This is a genomic window from Mogibacterium sp. CM50, from assembly GCF_000293155.1.
GTDB classification, from domain to species: domain Bacteria; phylum Bacillota; class Clostridia; order Peptostreptococcales; family Anaerovoracaceae; genus Mogibacterium; species Mogibacterium timidum.
Genome location: NZ_ALNL01000044.1, coordinates 285873 through 299347 on the forward strand (window position 1 = coordinate 285873; position 13475 = coordinate 299347).

General features: G+C 47.5%; 12 protein-coding genes and 1 pseudogene. 2 read left to right on the top strand and 11 right to left on the bottom strand.

Annotated elements, in window-relative coordinates; all coding sequences use genetic code 11:
• Positions 1-27: 27 nt before the first annotated feature.
• The 10 genes from ppdK to HMPREF1152_RS08765 all read right to left on the bottom strand — a co-directional run bounded on the left by ppdK (position 28) and on the right by HMPREF1152_RS08765 (position 10654).
• Positions 28-2652: a pyruvate, phosphate dikinase gene (ppdK, locus tag HMPREF1152_RS08720; protein ID WP_009644764.1), complete on the bottom strand. Its 2625-nt coding sequence runs from the start codon at positions 2650-2652 to the stop codon at positions 28-30.
• Positions 2653-2668: 16 nt separating this feature from the next.
• Positions 2669-4099 (bottom strand): glycine--tRNA ligase, encoded by a 1431-nt coding sequence (locus tag HMPREF1152_RS08725; protein WP_009644687.1) that lies wholly within the window; start codon positions 4097-4099, stop codon positions 2669-2671.
• 35 nt (positions 4100-4134) lie between these two features.
• The gene (locus HMPREF1152_RS09135; protein WP_009644815.1) at positions 4135-4878 is read right to left on the bottom strand and encodes a DUF4342 domain-containing protein; all 744 of its coding nucleotides are present in this window, start codon (positions 4876-4878) and stop codon (positions 4135-4137) included.
• A gap of 32 nt (positions 4879-4910) precedes the next feature.
• Positions 4911-5681: a DNA repair protein RecO gene (gene recO, locus HMPREF1152_RS08735; RefSeq protein ID WP_009644751.1), complete on the bottom strand. Its 771-nt coding sequence runs from the start codon at positions 5679-5681 to the stop codon at positions 4911-4913.
• Positions 5682-5685: 4 nt separating this feature from the next.
• The gene (era, locus tag HMPREF1152_RS08740; RefSeq protein WP_009644773.1) at positions 5686-6585 is read right to left on the bottom strand and encodes a GTPase Era; all 900 of its coding nucleotides are present in this window, start codon (positions 6583-6585) and stop codon (positions 5686-5688) included.
• A 15-nt stretch (positions 6586-6600) separates the two neighbouring features.
• A complete protein-coding gene (gene ybeY, locus HMPREF1152_RS08745; RefSeq protein ID WP_009644701.1) occupies positions 6601-7128 on the bottom strand; it encodes an rRNA maturation RNase YbeY in 528 nt (175 codons plus the stop codon).
• Positions 7125-8123, bottom strand: coding sequence for a PhoH family protein (locus tag HMPREF1152_RS08750; RefSeq protein ID WP_009644641.1), 999 nt, complete (start codon positions 8121-8123; stop codon positions 7125-7127). Before HMPREF1152_RS08750 ends, ybeY begins: the two co-directional genes overlap by 4 nt.
• A 146-nt stretch (positions 8124-8269) precedes the next feature.
• Positions 8270-8722: a GatB/YqeY domain-containing protein gene (locus HMPREF1152_RS08755; RefSeq protein ID WP_009644845.1), complete on the bottom strand. Its 453-nt coding sequence runs from the start codon at positions 8720-8722 to the stop codon at positions 8270-8272.
• Positions 8723-8741: 19 nt separating this feature from the next.
• The gene (gene rpsU, locus HMPREF1152_RS08760) at positions 8742-8921 is read right to left on the bottom strand and encodes a 30S ribosomal protein S21 (protein WP_009644705.1); all 180 of its coding nucleotides are present in this window, start codon (positions 8919-8921) and stop codon (positions 8742-8744) included.
• 215 nt (positions 8922-9136) lie between these two features.
• Complete coding sequence (locus tag HMPREF1152_RS08765; RefSeq protein ID WP_009644745.1) at positions 9137-10654, bottom strand: NAD(P)H-hydrate dehydratase; 1518 nt, start codon at positions 10652-10654, stop codon at positions 9137-9139.
• Between the two features lie 163 nt (positions 10655-10817).
• Between HMPREF1152_RS08765 and HMPREF1152_RS08770 the strand changes: the two genes are divergently transcribed.
• Together HMPREF1152_RS08770 and HMPREF1152_RS08775 are read left to right on the top strand one after the other, a co-directional pair.
• Entirely contained in the window at positions 10818-11573 is a 756-nt protein-coding gene (locus HMPREF1152_RS08770; protein ID WP_009644780.1) for an N-acetylmuramoyl-L-alanine amidase family protein, read from the top strand.
• Between the two features lie 227 nt (positions 11574-11800).
• Positions 11801-13018, top strand: a pseudogene (locus tag HMPREF1152_RS08775) (IS256 family transposase).
• A gap of 143 nt (positions 13019-13161) precedes the next feature.
• Here HMPREF1152_RS08775 and tnpA read toward each other — a convergent pair.
• The coding region (gene tnpA / locus HMPREF1152_RS08780) for an IS200/IS605 family transposase (RefSeq protein WP_039883955.1) at positions 13162-13475 on the bottom strand (314 nt) is incomplete at its 5' end.

The following is a 13475-nucleotide window of genomic DNA, read 5'->3' on the forward strand; positions in this document are numbered from 1 at the left end:
CCCTTAGGGATGCTTCACCTTTAGTTATTATTTACGATTCTTGATAGTTGCCTGTGCAGCAGCCAGTCTTGCGATTGGAACTCTGAACGGCGAGCAAGATACGTAGTTGAGTCCGGTCTTGTACATGAACTCAATAGTAGCAGGATCACCGCCGTGCTCTCCGCAAACACCTAGCTTAATATTCGGTCTAGTCTCTTTTCCGCCTTCACAAGCCATCTTAACGAGTTTTCCGATACCCTTCTGATCCAGTGACTGGAACGGATCTCTCTCCATGATGCCATCATTAATGTATTCTTTGATGATATTACCTGTATCATCACGTGAGAAACCAAAGCCCATCTGAGTCAAGTCGTTAGTCCCAAACGAGAAGAATTCAGCATCATCAGCGATTTCGTCAGCAGTAAGAGCCGCCCTAGGAATCTCAATCATCGTTCCTACCATGTACTCCAGCTCCGTACCTGCCTCTTCAAAGCACTTCTTAGCCATCTCATCAATAGTATTCTTGACAAATCTAAGCTCCTTGATATTCCCAACCAAAGGAACCATGATTTCCGGCTTGATCTTGTATCCCTTTTCCTTCGATACCTCGATAGCAGCAGTGATAATAGCAGCTGTCTGCATCTCGGCAATCTCAGGATATGTAACAGCCAGACGGCAACCTCTGTGTCCGAGCATCGGATTGAACTCGTGCAGCTCAACAGTCTTCTTCTCGATTGCTTCCTTGGAGATTCCAAACTGCTCGGACAGCTGGTTAACATCTGCCTCTGTCTTAGGCAGGAACTCGTGTAGAGGTGGATCGAGAAGTCTGATCGTAACCGGTCTCTCACCCATTACCTCATAAATTCCCTTGAAATCGCTCTTCTGATAAGGAAGGAGTCCGGCAAGTGCCTCTCTTCTCTCTGCCTCGGAATCAGCGAGAATCATTCTTCTAATCTTAGGAATTCTCTCGTCTTCAAAGAACATATGCTCAGTTCTGCAGAGGCCGATTCCTTCTGCCCCAAATTCAAGAGCCTGCATGGCATCCCTTGGATTATCTGCGTTAGCTCTTACTCCGAGAGATCTCACCTCGTCTGCCCACTTCATGATAGTTCCGAAATCACCGGACAGCTCAGGAGCGACCGTCTTGATGGCAACGTCATAAACGCTGCCGTCAGTACCGTTGATGGAGATTACATCTCCCTCGCGATATTCCCTGCCGTTTACTACCATCCTTTTATCAGACTCATATACAGCAATTGCACTGCATCCGGCTACACAACACTTGCCCATTCCACGTGCAACCACAGCAGCATGGGATGTCATTCCACCTCTAGCTGTAAGAATTCCCTCTGCAGCAACCATACCTGCGAGATCCTCAGGGGAAGTCTCTTCTCTAACGAGTATAACCTTTCTACCTGCTGCTGCAGCCTCGGCAGCGTCATCCGCACTGAATACAATCTCGCCGCAAGCAGCTCCCGGCGACGCAGGAAGCCCCTTTGCAACACTTGTTGCCTTGGAGAGCTCGTCCGCATCGAATGTAGGGTGCAGCAGCTGGTTGATCTGATCAGGCTCGATGCGGAGAATTGCAGTCTCCTTGTCGATAAGGTCTTCCTCGACCATGTCTACGGCAATTTTAACTGCAGCTGTAGCAGTTCTCTTGCCGTTTCTGGTCTGCAGCATGTAGAGCTTGTTGTCCTCAACAGTGAACTCCATATCCTGCATATCCCTGTAATGCTTCTCGAGGATATCCGCAACAGACTCAAACTTAGCATATACCTCCGGAAATGCCTGCTCCATCTCAGCAATTGGTTGAGGTGTTCGGATACCTGCAACAACATCCTCGCCCTGTGCATTGACGAGGAACTCACCGAAGATCTTGTTCTCTCCGTTTACAGGGCTTCTTGTAAATGCGACTCCTGTACCCGAAGTCTCGCCGGTGTTGCCGAATACCATCGACTGTACATTAACAGCTGTTCCGAGCGAAGCGGAGATGTTGTTGAGTTGTCTGTATAGGATAGCTCTGTCGTTATTCCATGAACGGAACACTGCCAGAATAGCCTCCATCAGCTGGTCTCTAGGATCCTGAGGGAAGTCTCTTCCCAGCTCTTTTCTGACTAGAGCCTTATAGCCTTCTATGATTGCCTTGAGATCATCTGTGGAGAGATCTACGTCGAACTCTGCACCAACCTCCTCCTTCTTGCCGTCGAAGATGATATCAAATTTTGCCTTTGGAATCTCAAGCACGACATCTCCGAACATCTGGATAAATCTTCTGTAACTGTCGTATGCGAATCTCTCATTGCCGGTCTTAGCAGCCAGACCCTTGACCGATTCATCATTGAGACCGAGATTCAAGATAGTATCCATCATTCCTGGCATTGATACCGGTGCACCTGATCTGACAGATACCAGCAGAGGGTTTTCAACGTCCCCGAAGCGCTTGCCCATAACCTGCTCGAGCTCAGCTAGGTGCTCATACACTTCCTTTACGATTTCTTCAGCTAGAACTCCGCCCTTATCAAGGTAATCCTTGCAAGCGTCAGTCGAGATAGTAAATCCAAACGGTACAGGCAGACCGATCTTGGTCATTTCTGCGAGATTCGCACCCTTACCACCCAGAAGACTTCTCATGTCCTTTGAGCCTTCGTTGAAGGAATAAACAAATTTCTCCATGGCATTTTCTCCTTAGTTAAAACTGCAATTTGCCTTCTATATATTCCCTAACGTCTGATAGCGGTAGACGGATCTGCTCCATCGTATCCCTATCGCGTATAGTGACTGATTGATCAGATTCTGTGTCGAAGTCAACACAGATTGAGAAAGGGGTTCCAATCTCGTCTTCTCTCCTATATCTCTTACCGATAGAACCCGCAGCATCGTACTCCACATTGAAGTACCTGCTCAGTTCTTCATAAATGGGTGTAGCTACATCCTCGAGTTTCTTGGATAGTGGCAGAACAGCGACTGTATATGGTGCCAAAGCCGGATGCAACCTGAGAACAACTCTCGTATCCTCATTGCCCTTGCCGTCTAATACCGTCTCCTCATCGTAAGCATCTATCAGGAATGCCAATGCTACTCTATCGGCTCCGAGAGATGGTTCGATGCAATACGGAACATATCTCTCGTTAGTCTCAGGATCGAGATAGCTCATGTCCTGTCCGGAGTGCTCCTGATGTCTGGTTAAGTCAAAGTCAGTTCTGTCTGCAATGCCCCACAGTTCTCCCCATCCAAACGGGAACAGATACTCCAGGTCAGATGTCGCATTGCTGTAGTGTGACAGCTCCTCCTTTTCATGGTCTCTGACACGGATATTATTCATGTTCATGCCTAGACTCCTGAGGAAGTCGATGGAGTATTCCTTCCAGTAGTCAAACCACTCCAGGTCGGTCCCGGGTTTGCAGAAGAATTCCAGCTCCATCTGTTCGAACTCTCTGGTTCTAAAGGTGAAGTTACCCGGAGTAATCTCGTTACGGAAAGACTTACCAATCTGTGCAATTCCAAAAGGAATCTTCTTGCGCGAGGTTCTCTGCACATTCTTGAAGTTAACGAAGATTCCCTGTGCAGTCTCAGGTCTCAGGAAGATTTCAGACTTTGAATCCTCAGTTACACCTTGAAACGTCTTAAACATCAGATTAAACTTACGGATGCCTGTAAAATCGGATTTTCCGCAGTCCGGACACGGAATCTTGTTATCGGCGATGTATTTCTCCATCTCCTCATCGTTCCAACCATCGCAGCTAATCTGGCGACCTTCCCTGCCCATGATATAATCTTCGATAATCTTATCTGCTCTAAATCTGGATCTGCAGCTCTTGCAATCGATAAGCGGGTCCGAGAACCCTCCAACGTGCCCCGATGCTACCCATGTCTCCGGATTCATCAGAATTGCGGCATCAAGACCGACATTGTACTTGGATTGCTGCACAAACTTGCTCCACCAGGCCTTCTTGACGTTGTTCTTGAATGCAACTCCTAAAGGACCGTAATCCCAAGTATTAGCGAGCCCTCCGTAGATCTCCGATCCCGGGAAAATATACCCTCTGTTCTTAGCCAAGGCTGTAATCTTATCCATCGTTACAGCTCTGTCCGGCTGGACTACACTCTTATCAATTGCCATACTTCTCTACCTATCCTGTCTGGTTCACTCTATAATTATTTATCTTCCTCTGCCTTGTCAACAAATACGTTGCCCGGCTGATCGGGTCCGAGATTCTCAATGTCTAAATCATAGTAATCATCAATACCTTCCCCCAGGTCGCTCTCTGTAAAATCAAAATCATCGCTCTTGCTGCGTTTCTTGAGAATTTCGCTGCCCTTACGCTTGAGATCGCTGATGTCTACGTTGTTCTTAACCTGATCAAACGCGTCGCGACTCTTGTCCTTGAGATCCTCGAAAGTATCCTGGCTCTTCATCCTGATATCGTTGTACAGCTCGCTGTCCTTGATCTTATCTACGGTCTCGCTCCCTGCGTTCTTGGCACGGTTATAGTGCTTCTTAACCTTGCCGTTTACATCTGTAACCTCTCCCTTGTCATTGACAAACTCAACATTGCAGTTGAATCCGGCCGCAGCCACTAGACCGAGTATCATACCCCAAGGAGCAATCACTACGCCTAGCAGTCCAACGGTGAGCGGGAGATTTACAAGAACCTCGTCGCCCTTCTTGATGATGATGCGGGACATGTTGCCTTTCTCCGCTGTCTTCTTGAGGCGCGCAAACAGTTCGTTACCGTACAGCCTCTCCCCTTCAGGTTCATCTGCCTTGATTGTCTCTTCGATGATTATAATTGCATCAACAACACTGCCGTCAGCTTCCTCAAGAGCGCTCTTAGCCTCTCTATAGCTAACTCCGGTCCTGTCCTTTACTAATTCAATCTTCTCCAGTGTGATTTCCATAGTATTCCTCCTCTTAAATATGACGACCTCATCTATATGCTCATTCTGTCACCAAGAATATCAACATCCAGGTAGTACTTTAAATACTCCGAGAGAATCCGCTGTAGCTCGCTTGAAACCGACGGCTTGAGTGACACCTTCTCAAAACCGGAAAGCGGCGTCCTAGTGAAGTAATCTAACACTTCAACTATATCAAAATCAGGCTTGAAAATCAACGAAGCATCACGCATATCAAGCCTTTTGTAGCAATCCTCACATAGGATTCCACCGCCGCTCACGGAGAAATACCGAATCTTTCCTCCACCCTCTTCTCGAAGCTCCGCCAACGATTTACCGCAGCTCACGCACTGCTTAAGCTCCGGCATTACACCGTTAAACGCCAGTGACTTAACGATAAACGCATACAGCAAAGTCATGTAGTTGCCTTTGGCATTTGTGATAGACTCCATAAATTCCAGCGTCATATCGAACAGCCTCGGCCTCGCCTGCTCCTCTTCAGTCGTCTTGTCGACGTACTCAAGCAGCTTGGATGCCACAACGTACCTGTCTATATCCTCGCCAATCGAGTAGTAGCTCCTCTTGACATCAGCGTTATTAATGTTGAAGTAGCTGCGCCCCTTGTAAATATCATATTCGGCAAACGTAAAGGGCCGAATCGCCAGTGCTGCTCTTCCCTTTGCTCGCTCATTGATGCTCGTCCCCGCAGCAATCTTGCCGTGGCTCCTAGTGAACAGTGTAATAAGCCGCCTGTTATTTGCAATTTTGTTTTGCCGCAGGACTATCCCCTCTGTGTTAATCAGCATCTGACTATTCGTCCTTATATCCGAGATTTTTGATGACTCTATCCGAGTTGCGCCAATGCTCCTTAACCTTGACCCAGAGCGACAGGAACACCTTGGTGCCCAGCAGCAGCTCTATCTCCTCGCGAGCGCTCTTGCCCACGCCCTTGAGTTTACGACCACCTTTGCCGATGATAATGCTCTTGTGCGATGTGCGTTCACAGCATATCACAGCTCCAATCTCAGTTATATCAGGCTTTTCCTCATACGATTCAATCTCGACAAAAATACCGTGTGGCACCTCCCGGTCGAGATATCGGAGAAGCTTTTCACGTATAATCTCGCTGACGATAAACCTCTCAGGGTGATCCGTTGCCATATCATCAGGGTAGTACATAGGCCCGTCATACATATAGCCGGACAGGCATTTCATCAGATGCTCTATGTTGGTACCCTGAAGTGCGGATATTCCAAAGATCTCGTCAAATAGTCCGCTCTCATCATATCTGCTGTAAAGCTCCAGATAAGCATCCGGGCTTACCAGGTCCATCTTGTTGATCGCGAGCACCCTTTTGGACTCCGACTCTGCCAGCATGTCGAGTATGTACTGGTCACCCTTGCCGAATTTTTTAGAGCCGTCGACTATCAGCAGGACGACATCCACGCCGCCGGCCGTGTTAAGGGCGGTCTCATTGATCGCTGTCCCCAGCTTATCCTTGGGCTTGTGAATCCCCGGCGTATCGAGGAAAATCATCTGAATTCCGTCCCCGCCATCGTGCTCGAGATCCGTGTAAATCCCGGTTATCCTGTTCCTCGTCGTCTGAGGCTTGTCCGACGTAATTGCAATTTTCTCTCCCAGCACATTGTTGAGAAGTGTGGATTTGCCGGCATTAGGCCTGCCTAAGATTCCTATAAATCCTGATTTCATCAATTCTCCAATCCGTTACCTGCAAATATCCAGTGCAGTCATTATCCGTTCCTCGTGTTCGCGCATCTCAGCTTTCTCTTCAGGCTGCATATGGTCGTAGCCTAGAAGATGCAGAAGGCTGTGCACAAACAGATATGTGACCTCCCTCTTGATAGATGTCTCATACTCCTGCGATTGCCTCTCGGCTTGATCGAGACAGATAACGACATCGCCCATCGGTATATTCACACCGGCTTCGTCTCCGTCCAGCTCCGCCAGCAGCTCGTCACTATTCTCAAACTGCGGGAACGATAATACGTCCGTCACACTGTCTATGCCGCGAAACTCACCGTTAAGCTCTCGGATTTCCCCCTCAGACACGATTGAAACACTTATATACACCGGCAGCTCACCTGCCTTAGAAAGCGTAGCTTCATCAAGCTTGCCCAAGAGCTCTGCTGCGAGCAGATGCTTAGCAGCCCTTTCAATCAGCCCTTCATCTATGCGTTCGTCAGCTTCGCACTCTCCGTAAGCGGCATCACTATAGTTGATATCTAATATCATCTTCTGCTCCCACCGCGCCGCGCATTCGCACTGCTGCTTGAATTCTCATAATCGCTATACGCCTTGATAATCCGCTTTACGAGCTCGTGTCTAACTACATCTACCTCGCTCAGGTAGCTGAACTCAACCCCATCCACATCAGCCAACACACGTTTAGCCTCTACCAGACCTGAGCCTGCTCCCTTAGGCAAATCTATCTGCGTGATATCTCCGGTGACTACCACCTTGGAATTGAAGCCCATACGGGTAAGAAACATCTTCATCTGTTCCCTCGTGGTATTTTGAGCCTCGTCGAGGATGATAAACGAATTATCCAAGGTTCGGCCTCTCATGTATGCGAGAGGAACAACTTCGATTACGCCATTCTCCTTGAGTCTGGCTGCAGTTTCCTGACCGATTATCTCAAATATGGCATCGTACAGCGGTCTCAAATATGGATCCACCTTGTCCTGCAGGTCTCCCGGCAGGAATCCGAGACTCTCGCCGGCCTCCACAGCCGGCCTGGCCAGTATGATCCGCTCAACTTCTTTGTTTTTGAGGGCATTTGCAGCAAGCGCACAAGCCAGGTACGTCTTGCCCGTTCCCGCCGGCCCTATGCCAAATACCATATCGTTGTTGCGGATGGTGTCGACATATCGCTTCTGCCCCTTAGTCTTGGGTTTGAGCGGCTTTCCCCTGTGAGTGTAGCATATCACATCGCTGACCTGCGACTTGGCATCAAAGGTTTCGCCTGCATTCTCCATATCTATCAGGTAATTCACCCTGCGAGCATCTAGCTCCGGCTCTACACGGAGATTTTCAACCATACTGCTGATGATATTTGCCGCTCTGATATTACCGGCGCCCTTGATAAAAAGTCCGTCATCACGCATGACAATCGTGGTACCGGTAGATTTCTCGACCTGCTTGATATTGGCATCAAGCGTACCAAAAAGCTGCTCTCTGTTTATATCCTCCGGAATTTCGAATCTAACTATATCTGTACTCTTATCCATGCACTTTTCCTTTGCAAATATTACTTAATATTATAGCCGTTTTACGCCCCGTTTACAACGAAATGATAACCGCCATTTAGCGCATTTATCAACAATTCGGAAAGAAAAAAACAGGGCCGCGGCCCTGTCAATTACAATATCGATAGTCATTTGCTGAGGTATTCCCTGACCATCTTGGATATAAGAGAGCCGTCAGCCTGCCCGCGAAGCTTAGACATTACGGTTTTCATCATAACGCCCATGCTCTTCATGTTGCGTTCAATGCCCTCTTCATCAGCAATCTTCTCAATCGCTGCAAGAACGGCTTCCTCGGACAGCTCCTCAGGGAGATATCTCTCAAGCACCTCTATTTCCTTGTTATAACCATCTAATAAGTCTGTTCTTCCGGCCCTCTCAAAATCAGCCAGCGCATCTCTGCGCATCTTGAGCTGCTTCTTGATGATCGGAATGATATCGGCGTCATCCTCAAGTACGACCTTCTGATCTACTTCGTGCTGCTTAATGGCAGCTCTAACGAGGTTGACGGTCTCCTTGGTGGTGACGTCGTGCTCCTTCATAGCTGTCTTGTAATCAGACATCAATTGCTCTTTAAGACCCACGCTCTTCACCTCCTAAGACTTAGTACTTTCTTGCCTTCTTCCTGGCAGCCTCAGACTTCTTCTTACGCTTTACACTTGGCTTCTCGTAATGCTCTCTCTTTCTGAGTTCGGACATCACGCCGTCACGCGCGCAAGATCTCTTAAATCTCTTAAGCGCACTTTCCAAGCTCTCGTTCTCTCTAACGGTAACCTGTGCCATATTACTGATTCACCTCCTGCCATTTCAGAGTGTTATGGACAAGTATCGTCATAACACATGAATTATAACATTTTAATAAGCAGAGCACAAGAAATAAAAAAGCGGACACATATGTGTTACTATCTGAACCAATATCAATATCCGCCTATTATCGCCTGTTATAACTATATGCATTCACTCTCTGCACGATTTATGCCATACGCTATGGTACGCGCTTAAAAGAGCTTGTCCACAATATCACTGGCCATCATCTTGCGTCGAGAATCCTCTCCTGTATCGAGCTTGTCCGCAGCATTACCGTGGATCATCACTCCGTACAGCAAGCTGTTGTTGGGACTGTTGCCTTGAGCGATCAGCGATGCAATTGTCCCTGCAAGCACATCTCCTGAGCCCGCAGTTGCAAGACCGGAATTGCCAAGGATGTTGAGGAACAACCTCTGGTCGCTGCCACTAAGCAATGATATCAGCGATACATCCGACTTAACCACCATGCTTACGCTATAACGCTCCGAGAACTTCCTGATAAAGCCAATTTTATTCTTGTCTACAACCTTGATGTCCTCGTCGCACAGCCTTGCCATCTCTCCCACATGAGGAGTAATTACGCATTCTGCCCTCCTCTTACGGAAAGGCTTGAGATTCTTGGATATTATATTGAGCGCTCCGGCATCAATAACCATCTTGATGTCCATGGCAAGCAGCTGTTTAACTAGGATTCGACCCGTCGAATCCTCCTTGAGACCCGGACCGACCAGCACCACATCAACCGACTTCGCAAACTCCGTCATCGCTCCCGAGATATCGTCATTCTTGTACGGTACTACCACAGTCTCCGGGATAGCGACGTTGAAGTAACCAACGTATTTGTTAGGGCAGAACACCTTGACCAGACCGCAACCGCACCTGTAAGCAGCCTTAGCCGCCAGCATGCTGGCTCCCATCATCGCATTAGGCCCTACCACTATCCCGACCGAGCCGAATGTGCCCTTGTGCGAGCGCTCCTCTCGGGGTATAAGCGCCAAATGCCGCGTATCCTCAAGGAAGTCCCTGTCGCAGATGTACAGCTTATCTTCAATCAAAGCGTATCCGGACTTGATAATTCCTATATCTATTAGCTTGACCTCGCCTGTAACTGCTCTGCCTGCTCCAAAGAACATACCTGTCTTGTAGTTGCCGAACGTAACTGTCAGGTCTGCCTTGAATACGGCATCCATGATGCCGCCGGTAGTAGCATTGAGTCCGGACGGAATATCTATTGCTATCTTGAATCCCGACTTGGTATTGAGGTATTCAATAAACTTGGCAAAGTTTGCTCCAAATCGCCTGTTGAGTCCTATGCCGAAGATTCCGTCGACAATGACATCGTATCGCTGCTGCAGCACCTTCATATCATCGCGCGATCCAAGTCCGTACATTCTGAACGACTTGCTCATCGAAGTCAGCACTCTGAGCTGATCTGTAAAGGCTCTCGAAACCTTGCTTCTATCTCCTACGAAATACACATTGACGATATATCCGAGATGCAATAGCCATCTGGCCGCACAGAGACCATCTGCCCCGTTATTACCATGACCAACGACGACGAGGATCTCTGTGTCCTTGTCTGGATAACGTGCAATTATCTCATCGACAAGCCCGCCGGCAGCGTTTTCCATCAGGACGGCACCGGAAATGCCCTTGTCAATCGTATATTCATCCATGTAGCTCATGGCTTTCGCCGTCAATGCATACATACAGACTCCTCTTATATCAGAAATTAGTTCGCATAGATTATATCATCGAAGCCTCTAACCTTCAACGATTCTGTCCGTACACTTGTATATTATTTACAAATTTTACGCAATATTGTAGCATAGAGGAGATATATCTGATCAGTTAAGTTTTTAGGAGAAGGATTTGGCACTCAACGAACAACAGATGCGCGATATCATAATCGCGGACAAAAGAAGGAAAAAACTAAAGAAACGCAGACGCCGTAAATTCACAGCAGCGGTATCAGTCTTAGCAGTCATGTTCTTTATAGTAGGGCTTTACCGCAACAGAGATGTTCTGGCCCCGCCGAAATTAGATCGCGGCGTAATATTTATCGATCCCGGTCACGGAGGACACGACCCCGGTTCTCAGACGAAGAGCCGAGACGAGAAGGACGACACCCTCAGAATTGCCCTTCAGGTCAAGAAGGAGCTCAACAAAAAGAACTTCAAGGTGTATATGACTCGCGAGGATGACCGCTATACCGAACGAATTAAAATCGGCAAGATGGCCAACAAAAGCAAGGCTAAGCTGATGGTCTCAATTCACAGGAACAAGGCAGAGGACAAATCGGCTCAAGGTGTCGAGGTATTCCTCCCTATGGACAACAATGAGGAAAGCCGCTATCTGGGCAATCAGATAATGAAGCAGCTGCATAAAGAGGGCTTCACCAAGCGCAGAATTCGCGCCGGCACATTAGTCAGTAAGGAGCACGAATACGATGAGCTGTCGAAGAATAAGATGCCTTCATGCTTAGTAGAGCTGGGATTCATCAGCAGCAAGCACGATAACCGGTTATTCGACAACAATCTCAAGGGTAACGCAAAAGCGATGGCAAAAGCCATAGAAAACACGTATTCTCATTACTACGAAAAGGATAAGAATTCAGATGAAAAATAGACCTTCGCTCCGGTGCAGGATATTTATGATGACTCACAGCTTCTCTCCCCGGTTACCAGGGAATCTTTTCAAGTGCCATCACGCCGGCTGTATCGAAGCTATGGGTGGGACAATAGAAAAAACTCTGTAAAAACATTTGACAAGGTCTTTCGTGACAGTAATCATTAAATCACGGAGGGCTTTTTATTATGACCAGAAAACCAAAGAAACCGATGCATCATGTCGAAATGACTGAAGGAAAACGTGAGATCATCCGCGGACTGCTCGAAGAATACGATATTGAGAGCGCTCAGGATATCCGGGATGCTCTCAAAGATCTTCTCGGTGGCACGATCAGGGAAATGATGGAGGCCGAGATGGATGAACATATCGGTTATGAGAAATCTGAGCGCTCAGATGAGTTTGATCTTGAGCGGAACTACAGGAACGGATACAAGAATAAACGCGTCAATTCCAGCTATGGCAGCATGTCCATCGATGTTCCACAGGACCGCAATTCCTCTTTTGAACCTAATGTCGTAAAAAAACGCCGGAAAGACATTTCGGTCATTGACCGGAAGATCATATCGATGTATGCGAAGGGAATGACCACAAAACAGATCTCTGAAACGATTGAGGATATATATGGCTTTGAGGCTTCAGAAAGCTTCATTTCGGACGTAACGGACAAAATTCTGCCGCAGATCGAAGACTGGCAGAACCGCCCGCTGGAAGCAGTTTATCCGATCGTATTCATAGACGCCATCCATTTTTCTGTCAGAGAAGACGGAGTTGTACAGAAGCGTGCAGCATACGTTGTTCTTGGGATCGACGCAGATGGAAGCAAAGATGTCCTGACGATAGATGTTGGAGAAAACGAGAGCAGCAAATACTGGTTGTCTGTTTTGAATTCGTTGAAAAACAGAGGCGTTCAGGACATACTGATCCTTTGTTCAGATGGATTGACCGGAATAAAGGATGCCATTTCGGCTGCATTCCCGAAAACAGAGCACCGGCGCTGTATCGTACATATGGTCAGGAACACATTGAAGTATGTGGCGAACAAAGACATGATGTCCTTCGCGAAGGATCTTAAGACGATTTATACAGCTCCCGACGAAAAGACAGCACTGACGCAGCTTGATCAGGTCACAGATAAGTGGAGTCCACAGTGTCCCTATGCTATGAAACGCCGAAGTAATAACCGGGACGCCATATCTCCGATTTTCAAGTTTTCCGGGGATGTCAGAACAGCCTTCTACACGACCAATGCCATAGAATCACTGAATTCGACACTGAGGCGGCTAAACCGCCGGAGAAGTGTATTCTCCGGTTCTCAGGCACTGCTGAAAGCACTGTATCTTGCAACGTTCTAAGCCACACGCAAGTGGACAATGCCACTACGCAACTGGGGAAAAGTCCGTGGCGAGTTGTCGATTATGTATCCGGAGCGTCTGCCTGAATAGCAGAAATTGCCGGATTTCAAATCATGACCACCGGCTCAGCCGGTGATTTGTTTTGGCCCTATAAGGGCCTTTTACCTGCTGCATCTTAAGATGCGTTGAATAGATTCGTCAACCGCACGTATTTTCCTACAAGTCCTAAAGGACTACTTCATCTTTTCTCCTGTGAATGAATCAATATACTCTTTCAGCGTCATTTGATCATCTACTATGTCGTCTTGAAGTTGTGTACGTATGTATTCAGCTATTTTCTTTTCGTTTTTCCCTACTGTATCAACATAGTACCCTCGGCACCGAAAGTGTCTATTCCCATACCTGTATTTTAAATTTGCAAATTTATCGAATATCATAAGAGAACTTTTCCCTTTCAAATATCCGACTATTTGCGACACAGAATACTTTGGCGGTATTTTTACAAGCATATGTATATGGTCAGGGCATAGCTCTGCCTCAACAATGT